General features: G+C 54.6%; 13 protein-coding genes. 6 read left to right on the top strand and 7 right to left on the bottom strand.

Annotation, left to right across the window (positions count from 1 at the left end; genetic code table 11):
- Positions 1-42 precede the first annotated feature (42 nt).
- From LF95_RS04140 to LF95_RS04125, 3 genes are all read right to left on the bottom strand, one after another.
- A complete protein-coding gene (locus LF95_RS04140; protein WP_083607495.1) occupies positions 43-2,523 on the bottom strand; it encodes a heavy metal translocating P-type ATPase in 2,481 nt (826 codons plus the stop codon).
- Positions 2,524-2,684: 161 nt separating this feature from the next.
- The gene (locus LF95_RS04135; RefSeq protein ID WP_252509651.1) at positions 2,685-3,185 is read right to left on the bottom strand and encodes an ArsR/SmtB family transcription factor; all 501 of its coding nucleotides are present in this window, start codon (positions 3,183-3,185) and stop codon (positions 2,685-2,687) included.
- 359 nt (positions 3,186-3,544) lie between these two features.
- Positions 3,545-4,807 carry an MFS transporter gene (locus LF95_RS04125; RefSeq protein WP_252509650.1) on the bottom strand — a complete coding sequence of 421 codons (1,263 nt, stop codon included), beginning with the start codon at positions 4,805-4,807 and terminating at the stop codon, positions 3,545-3,547.
- Between the two features lie 393 nt (positions 4,808-5,200).
- Between LF95_RS04125 and LF95_RS04120 the strand changes: the two genes are divergently transcribed.
- From LF95_RS04120 to msrB, 3 genes are all read left to right on the top strand, one after another.
- On the top strand, positions 5,201-5,470 hold the full coding sequence (locus tag LF95_RS04120; protein ID WP_143181936.1) for a hypothetical protein: 270 nt from the start codon (positions 5,201-5,203) through the stop codon (positions 5,468-5,470).
- A 215-nt stretch (positions 5,471-5,685) separates the two neighbouring features.
- Positions 5,686-6,090 carry an MAPEG family protein gene (locus tag LF95_RS04115; protein ID WP_073953808.1) on the top strand — a complete coding sequence of 135 codons (405 nt, stop codon included), beginning with the start codon at positions 5,686-5,688 and terminating at the stop codon, positions 6,088-6,090.
- A gap of 107 nt (positions 6,091-6,197) precedes the next feature.
- Positions 6,198-6,647 carry a peptide-methionine (R)-S-oxide reductase MsrB gene (gene msrB, locus LF95_RS04110; RefSeq protein ID WP_073953807.1) on the top strand — a complete coding sequence of 150 codons (450 nt, stop codon included), beginning with the start codon at positions 6,198-6,200 and terminating at the stop codon, positions 6,645-6,647.
- A gap of 103 nt (positions 6,648-6,750) precedes the next feature.
- Here msrB and LF95_RS04105 read toward each other — a convergent pair whose 3' ends face one another.
- Positions 6,751-10,149 carry an acyl-[ACP]--phospholipid O-acyltransferase gene (locus tag LF95_RS04105; protein ID WP_073953806.1) on the bottom strand — a complete coding sequence of 1,133 codons (3,399 nt, stop codon included), beginning with the start codon at positions 10,147-10,149 and terminating at the stop codon, positions 6,751-6,753.
- Positions 10,150-10,301: 152 nt separating this feature from the next.
- Positions 10,302-10,460 (bottom strand): hypothetical protein, encoded by a 159-nt coding sequence (locus LF95_RS22915; protein WP_168173652.1) that lies wholly within the window; start codon positions 10,458-10,460, stop codon positions 10,302-10,304.
- A 252-nt stretch (positions 10,461-10,712) separates the two neighbouring features.
- Here LF95_RS22915 and LF95_RS04100 point away from each other — a divergent pair, with 252 nt between their 5' ends.
- Together LF95_RS04100 and LF95_RS04095 are read left to right on the top strand one after the other, a co-directional pair.
- Entirely contained in the window at positions 10,713-11,192 is a 480-nt protein-coding gene (locus LF95_RS04100) for a GNAT family N-acetyltransferase (RefSeq protein WP_073953805.1), read from the top strand.
- A 199-nt stretch (positions 11,193-11,391) separates the two neighbouring features.
- The gene (locus tag LF95_RS04095; protein ID WP_073953804.1) at positions 11,392-11,790 is read left to right on the top strand and encodes a VOC family protein; all 399 of its coding nucleotides are present in this window, start codon (positions 11,392-11,394) and stop codon (positions 11,788-11,790) included.
- A gap of 398 nt (positions 11,791-12,188) precedes the next feature.
- Here the strand turns inward: LF95_RS04095 and LF95_RS04090 are convergent, their stop codons facing one another.
- Together LF95_RS04090 and guaA are read right to left on the bottom strand one after the other, a co-directional pair.
- On the bottom strand, positions 12,189-14,498 hold the full coding sequence (locus tag LF95_RS04090; protein WP_073953803.1) for an nSTAND3 domain-containing NTPase: 2,310 nt from the start codon (positions 14,496-14,498) through the stop codon (positions 12,189-12,191).
- A 261-nt stretch (positions 14,499-14,759) separates the two neighbouring features.
- Positions 14,760-16,313: a glutamine-hydrolyzing GMP synthase gene (gene guaA, locus LF95_RS04085; RefSeq protein ID WP_073953802.1), complete on the bottom strand. Its 1,554-nt coding sequence runs from the start codon at positions 16,311-16,313 to the stop codon at positions 14,760-14,762.
- A 344-nt stretch (positions 16,314-16,657) separates the two neighbouring features.
- Here guaA and LF95_RS04075 point away from each other — a divergent pair, with 344 nt between their 5' ends.
- Positions 16,658-17,026: a hypothetical protein gene (locus LF95_RS04075; RefSeq protein WP_073953800.1), complete on the top strand. Its 369-nt coding sequence runs from the start codon at positions 16,658-16,660 to the stop codon at positions 17,024-17,026.
- Positions 17,027-17,039: the final 13 nt, after the last annotated feature.

The following is a 17,039-nucleotide window of genomic DNA, read 5'->3' as shown; positions in this document are numbered from 1 at the left end:
GATCATTGCACCGGCGGCCTTTTTATTTCGATAGGCGTGCTATCAGCTATTTTTACGCCCCCATAACAGGCGCAAGGAATTCAGCGTTACCAGCACGGTGGCCCCGGTATCGGCCAAAACGGCGACCCACAAGCCGGTCACGCCCAAAATACTGGTGATCAGGAATATCCCCTTCAGGCCCAGGGCCAGGCCGATATTTTCGCGGATCACACGCCGCGCCTGACGCGAAAGTTTGACCAGAACGGCAACATCGGTCAGGCGGGATTTGACGATCACCGCATCGGCAGCCTCAAGGGCAATATCGGTGCCGCCGCCAATGGCGATGCCAACATCGGCCGCTTTCAAGGCCGGAGCATCATTAATGCCATCACCCACCATTGCCACGGTTACACGCTGGTCATCTGCCTGCCCCTCCGTGCCAAGCTCCTTTAGGGCGTTCAATTTGTCTTCCGGAAGCAATTCTGCGCGATAGGACATGCCAAGATCGGCAGCCAGCCGTTTTGCCACCCGTTTTGCATCGCCCGTCAGCATCACCGGGTCCACACCCAGTTTTTTCAGCATTTCAAGCCCCTCGCGGGCATCTTCGCGTGGCACATCACGCAGGGACAACGCGCCAATCACCTCACCATCGCGTATTACGGCAATGGCAGTGCTGCCCTCGTCCTCCTCGCGGTTCATCCAGTCGGTTACGGCATCGTCACAGTCAATTTTCAGCCGTTTGGGCGCCCCCACCTGATAATGTGCACCCTTAACCCGGCCTTCCACGCCGGCCCCGGCAATGGTGCGGCCATCGGCAAGCTCTGGCAGTGCCAAATTACGATCCTCCGCAGCACTCACCACGGCACGCGCCAGCGGATGCGAGGTGACGTTTTCCAGTGCTGCGGCAATCGCCAAAACCTCGTCTTCCGTTTGCGCGCCAAAGGTGGCGATACCCACCAGGGCGGGTTTGCCCGCCGTCAGGGTGCCGGTTTTATCAAAGGCGATTGTGCGTACCGCGCCAATGGCTTCCAGCGCCGCCCCACCCTTGACCAACAGGCCAATGCGCGCAGCCCGCGCCAGCGCCGATGTGACTGCCGCCGGGGTGGAAATAACCAGCGCACAGGGGCAACCAATTAACAGCAGGGCAAGGCCACGGTAAATCCATTCCTGCCAGGCCTGCCCAAACAGTAATGGCGGCACAAGAACCGTTAATACCGCCATGCCCATAATGATGGGCGTATAGATGCGGGCAAAACGGGCGACAAAACGCTCCACCGGGGCTTTGTGTTTTTCACTTTCCTCGACCAGTTGAATAACCCGGTCCAGCATGGTTTGCCCCGCTGCACGGGTAACTTTCACCTCAATCGGGCGGTCGGTGACAATGGCCCCGGCAAAAACCTCGCTGCCTTCCTCACATGCCACGGGCACGGATTCACCGGTTAGATGACTGTTATCAATATCGGCCTGCCCCCGTGACAGCACACCATCGGCGGGGATGCGCTCTCCGGGCCGGACCTCGACAATATCATCCACCGCCAATGCCGAAGGATGCACCTCCTGGCGCGTACCATCCGACGCAACCCGACGCGCTTTTTCCGGCGATAATTTTAACAGCGATTTGACCCCGTTGCGGGCCTGCCCGGCGGCCACCCCTTCCAGGCTTTCGCCAATGGCAAACAGCAGCACCACCATGCCCGCCTCCAGCGGGTCACCAATGGCAACGGCCCCGATCACGGCAACCGACATTAAAAATTCAATCGAAAACAGCGCCCCATTCAACGCCAGTTGCAAGGCGCGTTTCATCACCGGCAAGGCGGCCAATATCGCCCCTGCCGACAGGGCATAGGGCTCGGCAACTGGCACAAAGGCCCCAACCGCCCAGCCCACCAGCAAACACAAAGCAGCCCAGGCAATTTCGTCCCCGGCCTGCGGCCAGGGGGCAAAACGGCGCATCAGCGGCAGGCCTCCACCGTGACTGTGCGGCAGACCATGTGCATGATCGTGGGAGGCATGGTCATGAGAAGCATGGTCATGGTCATGGGCGACATCATCATGGTCCGATGCAGTAGCATCCGCATCACCACACCCACCACAACAAGCGGACTTGCCCTGTGCCGCACCGCGTCCGTCACGTTCGGTCGCGCGATAGCCCAGTTTCCCCAGCGTTTTGGAAATATCCTCGCGGGTTTGCGGCCGGTCATCCTGCAAGCCAAGCGTGACGGTTTCGCGCATCATCGAAACATCAACGCAATCCACTTCATCACGGCGTTGCAAGGCCTTTTCGATTTTGGCAACGCAGGAGCCACAATCCATCCCGGCAACCGACCAGTGATGATGATGAATGGCGGCATTGCGGGCACGCAGGCTGTTTTCAACCTGTTCGCGCACCCCCGCACCCGTTTCACCGGCAATATGCAGTTCACCTTCGCTGGCCTCAATTTCATGGTCGGCAAGGTCCTTGCGCAATCCCTGCACCACAAAATCACGGCAGCGGGAGCACGCCTCCAGCTCAGCATAGTCGCGCCAATTGATGGTCAGGGACATTTGGGGCCTCGCAAACATTCAAATTACTGTTCATATGTAATATACAAATAACAATTCATATGTTGGAGTCAAGTCACATTCAAACGACCATTTGAATGTTTGATCAAACCACGGATATTTTGATTTTACATAAGGCCGGGTATCAGGACAGAAAGACCGGTTTAATCGTGGGTGACGTGGGCAAAGACGTCCTGCACAACACCGGAAATATGGTCATCATCAATGGTGTAAAAAATATGCCGTCCGTGCCGTTCGGAGGCCAGAATGCGCTGGTCGCGCAAATGCCGCAAGTGATGACTGGTCAGCGACTGTGACATGCCCGCCGCCTCGGCCAGCTCGCTAACGGTTTGCGGGCGTTCCATACAGCGCAACACCAGTTGCAGGCGGCCTGCATCCCCCAACAGGGCAAAAATACGCGCCGCCGCCTCAATATCGGGCAATGACAGTTTTTGACCAATCACACTGGAGGCATCGCGCAGCACCGCCTCGCCCTGCGACGGGCTCAGGCCCAAACGCTTTGCCACATCGGGGTCATCGGCATGGGGATGAGAATGCCTTTGGCTGCCCGGGGACTGTGCATCACCCTCGGGGCGGTCTTCGCGCCCGGCATCATCCTGTAACTGTGCGGTCATATGCCTGTGTGCATTTTTGCTGTTTGCCATAGCCCTTATTTTCCACGTATGACGCCGCAAAACAAGGCATGTTATAAAATTCGCTTTTCCACCGTCGCGATAACGTGATCATCGCCAATGCCCCACAGCCACGGTTTTGGCGGACCAAACCTGACAAGATATATATGATACATAAGCCGCCTGTTTCAAAGGATGCTGAACTTGCTCCACCGCATTGCCAAGTTTGCCTGCATATTGTTGCTGATAACGGCCCTCCCCCCAATGCTGGCGGGCTGTAGCGGTATTGACTGGCAAGCCAGCATTAAACAGACCCTGTCAAATGCCTGCGAGGCATCGCGCCACTGCGGAACAAACGGCATTCCAGAGGCCGATTAGAAATTAGGTAGGCCTTAATCCGCCCTGGGCATCTCAAGCGGGCGAATATATTCCGTCAGGTAATAGAGCAGCCCCAGAGCCGGAAACACCATCCCGATGGCTGTTGCCCACATCCAGCCACCATGCGCATAGGCCCAGCCCCCAACGGCCGAGCCCACCGCCCCGGCAACAAAAAAGGTTGCCATATACACCCCGTTAATACGGTTGCGATAGGCCGCACCAAGCGAGAAAATCGCCCGCTGGCCCAAAACCATATTACAGGTAATACCAAAATCCAGCACAACCGCCCCGGCCACCAGCACGACAAGGGAAAATGTGCTGCCCATCGTCCCAAGATGCGTCAGCATCAGGGCCCCGGGCACCGCCGCCATCGCAATCGCCGTTGCCGGACGGATCCAGCCGCGATCGGCCATACGCCCGCCAATGGGTGCGGCAACGGCCCCGGCGGCCCCGGCCAGGGCAAAAAGGGCAATGCCCGCCTGCGACATTTTAAAATCCGACCCGGCCAGCAACAGGGGCACGGTGGTCCAAAACAAGCTGAAAGCGGCAAAAAGCGAGGCCTGATATAAAGCCCGACGACGTAAAATGCGGCTTGAAACCATCAACCGTGCCATGCTGCCCAACAATTCAAAATAATGCGGGCGCACCGTCGGACGTCGAACCGGCAACACCAGCCGGACGGCGACAATCAACACAACCATCAGCAGACTGGATGCAAAAAACACCACATGCCAGCTTGTCAGCTCGGTTATAAAACTGGCCACCGGGCGTGACAGCATAATGCCACACATAAGCCCGCTCATGACATTGCCAACCACCCGGCCCCGATTGGCATCACTGGCAAGATGAGCCGCCAGAGGTACGAGTATTTGCACGGCAACCGAGCCAATGCCGATGAGAAGGGCGGATGCCAAAAACATACCTGGCGAGGTTGCCAGCCCCGATGCCAGCATTGCTACCCCGCCCAGGGCAATCACGGTCATAATCAGGCGGCGGTTTTCAAACAGGTCGCCCAACGGCACAATCAATAACAGACCAATCCCGTACCCAACCTGTGTCATGGTCACAATCAGCCCGGCGGCCTGTTTTGACAGCCCCAAATCCGCACTGATCGGCCCAACCAGGGGCTGGGAATAATACAAATTGGCCACAATCAGCCCACACGCCGTTGCCAGAAACAAAATCAGCCAGCTTGAAACTGGTTTTGCTTCTGGCAGGGCCGTCATGCGTGACGACACATCAGGGGCATTTCCCCGCGGGGCAGACGGGTGAGACATTGCAAGGCTCCGGTTCTCTGAAAAATGGCGGCACGCCGGTGGCGAAAAAGGGTGCCAAAAGGAACATGAACGCATTTGCGCCAATCGGCGTAAAATACTCTGTCTCCCGCAGGCTTCAAGTGGGCTGAAAGTTTTTTTAAAATAATTGCGATTTTCGTGGGAACCACTTTTATCAGCCTGCGTTCTGCATTCAGATCACGAGCAATAAATACAAAAAAGCAGCGCATTTGAGCGACTGCAGAAGGCCTGGGCGAAATGATAAAAACCGTAAAGCCCGGATGTCCAGAAACTGATCCCCCTGCGTCCCCCACGCAGATGATTGGCGCCCTTCCCCCAAGGGCGCCTTTCTTTTTTGGGTCCGGGCATAATAACCGCAATGCCAAGGAGTATGAAATGATGAAACATCTTCCTGAACATGCAAAAATCCAGCGCGAATTCCAGGATTGGGAATTTGGCCTGACCGGCTACTGCACCGACAACGACACCGGGATCGATACCCTGCCCAGCGAAGTTGTCCAAGCATGGGACGATATGAATGCCGCCTGGAATGACATCAAGGACAGCCAGGGCGAGATCAGCGAAGAAAAACGCCAACGCTTTCGCAAGGCCAATGACCGCCTGCAAAAGGCATGGGACGCCATGACCCAACAATCACCCCAGTAATAATCTGCCGCGTAAACCGTTATTCTTTGTTTTGGCATGTAAACGGCGTTGAGGGGATCAGCGCCGTTTATTTTATGCTGCCACAATAAAACTTCCGCCGTCACGAAACGTTATATCATCGGATGTGCGGCTTTTTGCGTATCAGTTATCAGGCATGCGCATCAAACAGTCTTGGTCGCCCCGAACAATTGGCATCTTGCCAGAAAGGATTTACCGTGACCCTGGAATTATGGATTTTGGTGATTTGCACCGTTCTCGGCCTGTTTTTCCCGTTCTTTTATAACTGGCATTATGGCCAGCAGGTGGGCGGCAAGGCCCTGGCTGGCAACCGTGACGGCCTGCCCGAACGCCGGGGTGCTGCCGCACGCGGCCTGCGCGCCCATCAAAACCATCTTGAAAATCTGTTGCCCTTTGCCATCGTCATTCTGGTGGCACGCATTGCCGGGATGTCAAATTTTGTCACCGAGCTGGGGGCCATGCTGTTTCTGATCGGCAGGTTGACCCATTCCATCACCTATTGCGCGGGCATTTCGGTGGCGGGTATTCGCCCGATTGCCTATTTTGTTGGGTTGGTTGGCATTTTGTGCGTGGCATCCCAATTGCTGCATTTCCTGGCTTAAGCCCCTTTCCCCTACCCGGCGGCCAATGGCTGCACCCGGGCGGGGATGGAAAAACCGGAACCGCCGCCTATATTGCGGCTACGAGCGAACACAACACAGGAAAAGCCATGACCCGCTATCGCAAAGACCCGGATGCCATCGCCAGCCTGAGCCCCGAGGAATATTACGTCACCCAGGAAAACGGCACCGAACGCCCGGGAACCGGCAAATATCTCGATCATCGCGAACCGGGCATTTATGTGGATATTGTTTCGGGCGAGCCGCTTTTTGCCTCCAGCGACAAGTTCGACAGCCATTGCGGCTGGCCCAGCTTTACCAAGCCGATTGACCCGGTCCATGTCAGTGAATTGCGCGACGTGTCACATGGCATGATCCGCACCGAAGTCCGCTCCGCCCACGGTGACAGCCATTTGGGCCATGTCTTCCCCGATGGCCCGCATGACCGGGGTGGTTTGCGCTATTGCATCAATTCCGCCTCGCTTCGTTTTGTCCATCGCGACGATATGGAGGCCGAAGGGTACGGCGACTATTTGCCACAGGTGGAAACACCGGCATAAAGCCACCCGCGTACAACACGAACTGACAAAACACCCGCACAACAAAAGGGCCGCCCGATAACCAACCGGGCGGCCCCATTTGTTGTAATGTTTAAATGGCTGTTTACGCAGCCGAGGCGCTTTCCTCGCCCTTTTCGATCACTTGCTTGGCTGCGACAAAATCAACCTTGCCGCTGCCCAAAACCGGGACCTTGCCAACCCGGACTTCCGCAGGCACCATAATTTCCATTGCCCCCTTTTTCTTGGCAAAGGTCATGAAATCCTTGCGGCTGGCCTGTTCGGCATCGGTCAACATGATCAGGCGTTCGCCCTTGCGCTCGTCCGGGATGGAAACCACCACCGACAGGTTGGACGGCCACAGCTCGCCAGCAAGGGATTCCACAGCCGCCAGCGACACCATTTCGCCGCCAATTTTGGCAAACCGTTTGGCACGGCCGAGAATGGTGACAAAACCCTCCTCATCAACCTTCACAACGTCGCCGGTGTCGTGCCAGCCGTCGGGCAGGGTTTCAAGCTGGCCGGGGTTTTCGGCGCGCAAATAACCGGCCATCACATTGGCCCCGCGCACATAAAGGCGGCCACCTTCATCCACACCGGGCACCTCTTCCAGACGATATTCCATGCCCGGCATGATTTTGCCCACCGAACCGGCCCTGTTAAACATCGGCGTGTTGAGCGCAATCACAGGCGCAGCTTCGGTCACGCCATAGCCTTCAAGAATACGCACCCCGAATTTTTCCATATAGGCCGCTCGCGTGGTGGGTTTCACCGGTTCCGCCCCGGCAAAACAATAGCGGATGGACCGGAAATCATAGGGATGTGCGGTGCGGGCATAGCCGTTCAGGAACGTATCGGTGCCAAAAATGATCGTCGCGTTGGAGCCATAAACCAGCTCCGGCACAACACGGTAGTGCAACGGCGAGGGATAGAAATAAACCGGCACACCCGATGTCAGCGGCAAAATGGTACCTGCCGTCAGCCCGAAGGAATGAAACACCGGCAGAATGTTAAACACCTTGTCCTGCGAGTTGAAATCAATGCGCGAGGCCGCCTGCGCCACATTGGACAACACATTCTGGTGCGTTAACACAACGCCCTTCGGTGTTCCTTCGGAGCCGGAGGTAAACAGGATCACCGCCGGATCATCCGCCTTGCGCTTTACCAGCGGTTTTGCCTTGCGCACAAAGCCCCTGATCTTGTCAAAGGATGTAACCGTTTCACGCAGATCATCCAGCCAGACGATATTGACCTGTTTTGCCAGTTCGTCGAGCACTGGCTCCAGCTTTGCCTGTTCAACAAACTGGCGCGAGGTCAGCACGGTGCGAATTTCTGCCGCCTTGCAGGCCGAGATAATATTGGCCGAGCCCGCCGTGAAATTCAGCATCGCCGGAACCTTGCCCGCCGACATCACGCCAAGAATGGTCGCGACCGAGCCATTGGCATTCGGCAATAACAGGCCCAGATTTTCCTCGTCAGGAAACCGGGTTTTGAACTTATCGGCCAGCACGGCAACACCGGTTAACAATTTGCGATAGGAAAAATCGCCGGTCACGGGGTCCTGGGTGGCAAGTTCGCCAAAGCCACGGTCATTTGCGGTTTCAATGATCTTTTCCAGCACCGTGCACGATGTATCGGTTGTGCGAAACAGCATCATCGACATCACCTGATAAAGTGCTGCCCCAGCCGCCAGGCGGCGCTTGCGGCCCTTCAGCTCGTCGGCCACCGGCAGGGAAACCGGCTCCAGAATGGTGACTTTGACCTTGGGAAACAGGCGACGGCGCACATGTTTGGAACTCAACCGGGAAAAATAGCTTTTTTCCAGCCCGTCAATGCGTACCGGCACCACCTTGGAACCGGTTTTATCGGCCACCATTGCCGCCCCGTCATACACCTTCATCAAACCACCGGTCACGGTGATACGACCTTCGGGGAAAATCACCAGCGGATCGCCTTGATCCACCGCCTTGATCAGGGTCCGCGTTGCCATCGGCTTGGACGGGTCCAGCGGCAAAAAATTGCAGAGTTTCAAAAACGGCTTGGCCCACCATGCCTGGGCAATCGTGTAATCAACGGCAAAAATCGGTTCTTCATCGCTCAAGGCCAGGGCCACCGCGCCATCGAGGAACGATACATGGTTCAGCGCAATAATGGGCGCAGGACCCGCCTTTTTAATATTTTCCAGCCCGCTCACTTCCAGACGCAAAAAGGCCCGGAACAGGATGGAAATAAAATCGCGAAAGGCATTGGTCGGCAGGGTTTTCAGCATCACCCAGGCGGCAACGGCATTCAGGATGGCAAGACCCAGCAGTAAAACCGGGATCGACGTGCCCGCCGCCTGAAGGGCGGCAACCAGACCACCACCAACCGTCATGAAACCAGCCCCCAACACATTGGCCGCGGCAATCACACGGGCACGGTGGTCTTCATGCGCCCAGGCCTGCAAACCAGCAAATGTCGGCACCACCAAAAACGCCCCGGCAATGGCAAGCCCGGCCAGATCAATGGCAATACGGATGGTATAATCTTCGGCAAAGAAGGCCAGCAGGGTGGCGGTTTCCGGGTTGGTGCTGGCCCCGGCCACGCTCCAGGCCAGGTCGAGGCCAAAAGCCGCCATAAGGACCGTACCCACCGGGGCGGGCAGCAGCACAATCCGCCCGGCCGACATCCAGGCCGCAATGGCGGAACCCACGCCCACGGCAACGGCAAAAACGGCCAGATAGGCAGTGACAACAATTTCCGGCCCGCCCATCAGGTTTTTCACCATCGGCGGCAATAGCGACAGGATAATCGCGCCGACCAGCCAGAACCAGGCACTCATCATCGCGGTGCGCCAAATGCGGGTATCCTTGCGCAATTCGGCGACCAGCCGCCAGGTGGAACGCAGGATATTGCGATCAATCTGCAGGCTCGGCGCCTTCGCCCCGCCTTTGGGGATAAAACGGCTGATAAACCAGCACACCACCGCAAGGGCGATCATGGCCGGGCCAAACAGCCACGGATTAATGCCATCGGTTGCGGCAATACCGGCACAGATGGTGCCGCCCAGAATGGCGATAAAGGTACCGCCCTCAACCCAGGCATTGGCGCGCGGCAGATCACGGGCTGGCAAATGATCGGGCAAAATGCCGTATTTCACCGGCCCGAACAAAGCCGAGATCACGCCAAACAAAAACAGCGCCACCATCAAAACCGCAACGGACGACAGGATAAAACCGGCAACCGCAACGCAGGCGGCACCGACCTCGGCCTTTTTGAGTTTTTCGGCCATCACGGCCTTGTCAAACTTGTCGGCCATCTCGCCACCCAGGGCGGACAGCAACAGGAACGGTGCCATAAAAATGGCCCCGGCCAGTGTGACCATCGCGCCCGCCTCGGATGCGGCCATATTGAACAAAATGAGAAACACCAGCGTGTTTTTCAGAAAGTTGTCGTTAAAGGCCGACAAAAACTGCGTCCAGAATAACGGCGCAAATTGTCGCGAGCGCATCAGATTATTTTGCATAAGATGTCTCCCTGTCGGGCGAGAAGGCCGCGTTAAAGCCTTTAAAAGCCGCGGCACTTTCTTGTTAAAGTTGTCATGATCAGCACCGTGCCAGCAAAAGGTTAGGATTTTCTCTCGCACGCGATGCCGGGCTCAATTGTTGGGGGATGGCGTCAGTTTCCCGGCACATTGGGCGCATAAACTGCGCCTTCCGCATCCCATAAGGCCGCGTGGCCGTGCTGGGCCCACATCGTTTGTGCATAAAGCCCGGCAAAAGCCTGCTGTGCATCCTGCATGCCGCTACAAACAAGGGTTCTGATCAGCTTCAACATTTTTTCCGCTCCGTTTATGAACGTTGTTCAATAACAGGCATAGCGCAAAAATAAACACCGTTCAATAATTATTTTTGAACAGCGTTTATTTACTCACCAGATGCAGGATGCACATAACGTGGAAACGCCGCCGAAAGGCCCGAAAACACCGCCGTCCCAATTGGTCCGGTCATATCTTTCAAAATGGGTCTTGGGCGCAAACCACCAGCCGCCTATCACACAAAACCTGCTTTATTTTGTCCGAGGCCCGACATGACCGACCACACATCCACGCCCCAAACCGCCCCCGCATCCAACACCACCATCCGCCCGCTCCGTGCAGAAGATGAAAGCCAGTGGCGTGCGCTTTGGACCGGCTATCTGGAATTTTACGAATCCTCCGTCAGCCCCGAAATTTACGACACCACCTTTGCCCGCCTGTGCGACCCGGCCCGCACCCAACAACAGGCCCTTGTCGCTGAACGCGATGGCGAACTGTTGGGCCTCGTGCATATCATTTTCCATGCCCATAACTGGCGGATCGAGGATATGTGCTATTTGCAGGATCTTTTCGTCTCGCCCGAGGCGCGCGGGCTGGGGCTGGGCCGTGCGCTGATCGAGGCGACCTATAAACTGGCAGACGATGCCGGTTGCCCGTCGGTTTACTGGATGACCCAGGAATTCAACAAAACCGCCCGCCAGCTCTATGACCGCATCGGCACGCTGACGCCGTTTATCAAATATCAGCGGTAAGGCGAGGCAACGCCACGCCAGCCCCGCCCCTGTCAAAACCACCCTTTATCGACACACACGAAAACTCTTCTCGTGCCGCCCCGCTCATCACTGCTGTCACAAGGCTGTCAGTAGTACTCTGCGAAAAGAGGGATGACGGACGGGCCTCATCCCCGGCCCAATCCCCAATATCCCCAACGGCCCAGCACGAGAAACAAACATGAAATTTGCCTCCACCCGCCTGATCGCCCGGGACATCAAAGCGATGGTCGCCTTTTATGAAAGGGTGATAGGCCAAAAGGCCGACTGGCTCGCCCCGCAATTCGCCGAAATCGTCACCCCGGCAGCCACCCTTGCCATCGGCAGCGTCGAAACCGTCGCCATCTTCCAGCCCGGCAGCTGCGAACCCGCCGCCAACCGCACCGCCATCATCGAACTGATGGTGGATGATGTGGATGCCCTGTTTGATCAACTCAAAGACAGCGTCACCATCGTCCACGAACCGAAAATGATGCCCTGGGGCAACCAGGCCGCCATGATCCGCGACCCGGAAGGCACGATTGTTGCGCTGTTTAAACCTGTTTCGGAAGCAGCGATTGAGCGATTTGGGAACCGGTGAGCCAGGTTAAAACCAGCAACGACTGAACTTTTCCGCCCTCACAAACAGCGCGTTATCAATATGCGCTGTTTGTGACTCTGCTCCGATCAATCCCCAATGAACGGCTACTGGCGCGATGTATGCACCAACGCCAAAATCCACACAGTATCGCCGTTGATTTCATAAACCAGACGATAGCTGTCATGCGGGTCGATATGGCCCAATTTGATCAGGAGATCACAAGCATTGGTCGCCAAACCAGTCTACTAAATGCAGTTTAGAGACAATCTGAAAACCTGCACTTAACGAATATTATTATAGATATGTAAGTACAAACAGCGTAATCGCTAGTGAATAGGCAAGCACCAATACTAATTTGGCGAATTTTAAGTATTTTATTTACCCACCTAATTCAGAAATCACCTTTTGAGAGATAAAAACATGTTGCTTAACTCTGTGTTGGAGAAGCCACTTGCAGTAGATGATGAGTTCGAAGATTTACCCGAACTCACAAAAGACCGCCTGATGCCCCCACTGTCTTTAAGTTCCTGCATCTTCTGATCGTTTAGTTGTTGTATATTCCACATTTCCTCTTCAAAGTCTCTTCTCTTCCATATATCGACAGGTCGCCCAAGACAAATCTCAATTTTATCCATTTCTTCCAACCAAATACCAATCACCGCCTCACGGTCGTCATTGGAGTCAATACTAGATATTTCCAAACTCTCGATGCTTTCAATGGCGGACTCCTCGAACTGCTCCAGTAAAACTTCTGGCACATTCCCTAAATACATGTATAGATTATTAGCTAACTTGCCCAATTCTTCAATTTCTAAAATTTCTTCTCTCTGCGACAAGTATTTAAATAGTTGAATCCGAAGCCACCTGCCAAATACCCGTGCATACTGCAACTCACTATATTTCCCAAACATCAGATCATCTATGAGTTTGGGCAGCTCTACCTCATTGATCCAAGAGCTGGCCGACAATCCGCCTTTGCGCAAAAATTGGACGAAGTCAGACTTTTCGGATTTGGAAATTAAGTCACCAACGAAAGGAGCCAAATCTTCAAGAGGCATTCGCCCTTTCACCGCACCTGACTGGATTTCGGACAAAATTACTCCTGAAATTTGAGAAATATTACTAGGTTTTTCTTCGAAAAATTCACACGATGCTTTCCACAAGTCTATTGCATTATCAAATGTCGATATTGAACGTGCTAGTCGCTCCAAAATTTTTGCATCATTCACCTGACGTGCCAGAAAATCCTGAACTGAAGGATTTATGAAATTTACCATCCCTCCTTGAAGCACAATGAATGATGACTTGATTTCTCGTAATGTATCCTCAAAGCGACGCTCCGGTATACTCTTGTCGCTCTCAATAGAAAAAGCAGAAAGCGCTCTTTCAAAAAAACAGCGCAATTTTAATGCACGTATGCCACGTTCGTATCTATACTCTGTAAAGAAGGTTTCTTGTCTCGAAAAGTGCATACAGTACAGCATTACACGCGCTTCACCGCTAATGTGTTGCCTAAATGGCTTTTCCCAAACCTTTGAAGGGTTGTCGAGTGATTGCATGAACAAACTAGGGTAATGTTCAGGGTCGGTATCTCCAAACCGAACATGGTCGGTCATCCACTGCACGATACGGGGCATATAGTGCGGGTGATCAATAATACGAGAGACGGTATCCCCGACTAAAAGCGCCGCAATAGCACTTTCTTCAAGACCTGAATGATATAGATGGTTATACAAAATTCGAGCTTTAATCTCTCTGGTGTAAACACCGAGATCAAGGATCATCTCCGTTAGTTCTACTCGATCATCATCTAGTGCTTCAGACGTTGTTCGCGCTGTTTCCAAGATGTATTTACGTGTCGTTAGGATGAACCGCTTTGCGCTCCTTCCCGAGACGAGCTTCATAAAATCAGCGATCTTTGTGTCATCTTTCGCCAATGATTTCACATCGAGTTTGATTTTGCCGAGGAAGTCGTCAAAGACAAAGACCTGCTTGTTTTCTGGATGAAAAGCTTCATAGCCTTCTTCGATGCTACTTATCGCAACGAGCTCCCACTCGTCTTCGCAATATTCTGTCGCCAGAACCTGCGCGAGCGTCGTCTTTCCTACGCCAGGCGGACCAGAAACTATCACGCAGTGTTGCTTCTTCAATATTTCAGCAGCTTTCGGTAGGCTTGGATTAGCAACAAACACTTTAAGTATACGTTCAATGCCTTCTTTAGTTGCTTCGGTGAAAACGGATATGTCGTTAGTGAGCAAACGCTGAAGTACTGCTGCGCTTGATAACCAAAGCTTAATGTTACTTTTTTCGACATTCTCATGCTTTCTTAGAAGAGCATTTATCTCAGTCCGGCCGAGAATGTTCGACACTGTCACGGAAGGGTGGTTTAGGTGATTTTTAAGAGAAAATTTTCTAACAGGAGTCAAACTTTGTGATGTCAGAAAATAATATTCGCTTGGATTTAAATTATGGATTTTGGGAGACTCTTTTTTTGCTGAGGCCTCTAAGTCTGCCCATGTACTGTTTTTGTAGTGTTTAGCTTGAAGAATTACATTTCCAGTCGCACTACTGTGTCGTGCATCGATACCGCCATCCACGCCTTCCGAGAAAGTTTCGAACCGTACTCCAAGTTCCGCACTCATAAGGTCAGCGACTAAAGCTTCAAATTCAATGGGTGAAAGATTACCAAAATCATATTGCTCAGCCATAAAGTTTTCTATCCGCTCCTTAATCGTAACTGAATTTGGATCGTACACAGATTCAATTGTAAACTCATTTATCTTCTCAGCTAAAGATTATCATCAAACGGTACTCACTGACGATAAAGGATAGAAAGTCTGCTTGAGCAGACTAAGCGCCCATAGCACACAAGAGTGCGCCCATGCCGAGCGCACCAACAAAAAAGCCCGCATTTCTGCGGGCTTAATCGTATTCCGATGCTCAAAATTCCGGGCAATGCCGAAAGCGGGTTATTCCCACTCAATCGTTCCCGGTGGTTTTGAGGTGTAGTCGTAGGTGACGCGGTTGATGCCGTTGACCTCGTTGATGATCCGGTTGGCGATACGGCCGAGGATTTCGGGTGGGAAGGCAAAGTAGTCGGCCGTCATGCCGTCTGTCGAGGTGACAGCGCGCAGCGCGCAGGCATAGTCATAGGTGCGGCCATCGCCCATCACGCCGACGGTGCGGACCGGCAGCAGCACGGCGAAGGCCTGCCAGATGGCGTCATACAGCCCGGCATTGCGGATTTCTTCGAGATAGATCGCATCGGCCTTGCGCAGGATGTCGAGCTTTTCGCGCGTGATCGGCTGGCCGGGGATGCGGATGGCAAGGCCCGGTCCGGGGAACGGGTGGCGGCCGACAAAGCTGTCGGGCAGGCCCAGTTCGCGGCCCAGGTCACGGACTTCGTCCTTGAACAATTCACGCAGCGGTTCGACCAGTTGCATATTCATGCGTTCGGGCAGACCACCGACATTGTGGTGCGATTTAATGGTGACAGAAGGGCCGCCAGTGAAAGAAACGCTTTCAATCACATCCGGGTAAAGCGTGCCCTGGGCCAGGAAGTCTGCGCCACCGATTTTTTTGGCCTCTTCCTCGAATACTTCGATGAAGAGGCGGCCAATGGTTTTGCGTTTGATTTCCGGGTCGGTTTCGCCTTCGATTGCGCCAATAAAGGTCGCGGAGGCATCCACATGAACCAGCGGAATATTATAATGGTCGCGGAACAGGTTCACCACCTGATCGGCCTCGCCCGCCCGCATGAAGCCATGATCCACAAACACGCAGGTCAGCTGGTCGCCAATCGCTTCGTGGATCAGAACCGCCGTAACCGAGCTGTCAACACCGCCGGAAAGGCCACAAATGACCTTGCCATCGCCCACCTGCTTGCGGATTTTGGCAATGGCATCGTCCTTATAGGCATCCATCGTCCAGTCGCCCACACAACCGGCCACATCATGGGTGAAGTTGCGCAGAAGCTGCGCGCCATGCGGGGTATGGACCACTTCGGGGTGGAACTGCACGGCATAAAACTTCTTTTCGTCATTGGCGATGGCGGCAAAGGGTGCGCCGTCAGACTTGCCAACCACGCGGAAGCCATCGGGCAGGGCATCAACCCGGTCGCCGTGGCTCATCCAGACCTGTTCGCGTGCGCCCACGGCCCAAATGCCGGAAAACAGGGCGCAATCCTCGATCACGTCCACAAAGGCGCGGCCAAATTCGCGATGTTCCGAGGTTTCGACCTTGCCACCAAGCTGCTTGACCATCGTTTGCTGGCCATAACAAATGCCCAGCACCGGAATGCCCATGTCAAACACCCGCACCGGGGCTGCTGGCGATTTTTCCCAATGCACGGAGGCCGGGCCGCCCGAAAGGATGATGGCCTTGGGGGCAAATTCATCCAGGAAGGCATCCGAGATGTTGTTAAAGGGGTGAATTTCGCAGTAAACGCCGCTTTCGCGCACACGTCGCGCAATAAGCTGGGTTACCTGCGATCCGAAATCAATAATCAGCACGCGATCTGTCATCGGGCCGTTTCTCCATCGCTCAAGGGGATGCGCCGTACATACGCGAAACCAGCCGTTTCGGCAACCCGGCGCAACGGCTGCCCAACGGTCAAAATGCTGCGCTTTGAACATTGCGTGATCAAACCGCCCGCCCGCCGCAAGGCCGGGAAAGCCGCTTGATCACGCAATGCCCGCAGGGGCGCAGCAGCCCCATCAAGGTCGCAAATCGGCCAATTTAGCCGTATTTGATCGCCAAATTCGCACATTTGGTCCCTTTTTTGTGCGCAATGGGCTTTTAGATTGAAAACTGACGGAGCGCAGAACAAACCGCGCCCGGCGAGCAAACCAAAAAGGGACCAAAAGCTATGAATGATAATAAAGGCAGTAAAATCGCCCTTGCCGTTGCGGGCCTTCTTTTGATTGCCGGCGCCGCAACTGCCATCGCCATGACCCGGGACAAAGCCGACAGCACCATGACGCCGCTGACCAACAGCTCGGCCGAGCAAAGCCCGGCCACCATCGGTGACACCCCGTCGGCTGAAATGGGCGAAGCCCCGAGTGCACCCACCGCACCCAATGCCCCGACAACGGATGACACCATGTCGAACGGCATGAGCAACAGCCCGGCTGGCACCGAGGACACCCAAAGCAATGACGGCAGCGCCCCGGTTCAGATGACGCCGCAGGATAATAGCGAGAGCAAAAACGACAGCACCTTGATGAACAAGGAATAACAACAGGGACACA

Origin of the sequence: Thalassospira sp. TSL5-1, from assembly GCF_001907695.1 — a bacterium.
Classification (GTDB): Bacteria; Pseudomonadota; Alphaproteobacteria; order Rhodospirillales; family Thalassospiraceae; genus Thalassospira.
The sequence above is the reverse complement of the archived record's forward strand: the minus strand, read 5'-3'. Positions and strand labels throughout refer to the sequence as shown.

Coding starts and splice junctions, on each gene's coding strand:
- LF95_RS04140 (WP_083607495.1), bottom strand. CDS start 2,523: ATGTCCCTGACCATCAATTGGCGCGACTATGCTGAGCTGGAGGCGTGC.
- LF95_RS04135 (WP_252509651.1), bottom strand. CDS start 3,185: ATGGCAAACAGCAAAAATGCACACAGGCATATGACCGCACAGTTACAG.
- LF95_RS04125 (WP_252509650.1), bottom strand. CDS start 4,807: ATGTCTCACCCGTCTGCCCCGCGGGGAAATGCCCCTGATGTGTCGTCA.
- LF95_RS04120 (WP_143181936.1), top strand. CDS start 5,201: ATGATGAAACATCTTCCTGAACATGCAAAAATCCAGCGCGAATTCCAG.
- msrB (WP_073953807.1), top strand. CDS start 6,198: ATGACCCGCTATCGCAAAGACCCGGATGCCATCGCCAGCCTGAGCCCC.
- LF95_RS04105 (WP_073953806.1), bottom strand. CDS start 10,149: ATGCAAAATAATCTGATGCGCTCGCGACAATTTGCGCCGTTATTCTGG.
- LF95_RS22915 (WP_168173652.1), bottom strand. CDS start 10,460: ATGTTGAAGCTGATCAGAACCCTTGTTTGTAGCGGCATGCAGGATGCA.
- LF95_RS04100 (WP_073953805.1), top strand. CDS start 10,713: ATGACCGACCACACATCCACGCCCCAAACCGCCCCCGCATCCAACACC.
- LF95_RS04095 (WP_073953804.1), top strand. CDS start 11,392: ATGAAATTTGCCTCCACCCGCCTGATCGCCCGGGACATCAAAGCGATG.
- LF95_RS04090 (WP_073953803.1), bottom strand. CDS start 14,498: ATGGCTGAGCAATATGATTTTGGTAATCTTTCACCCATTGAATTTGAA.
- guaA (WP_073953802.1), bottom strand. CDS start 16,313: ATGACAGATCGCGTGCTGATTATTGATTTCGGATCGCAGGTAACCCAG.
- LF95_RS04075 (WP_073953800.1), top strand. CDS start 16,658: ATGAATGATAATAAAGGCAGTAAAATCGCCCTTGCCGTTGCGGGCCTT.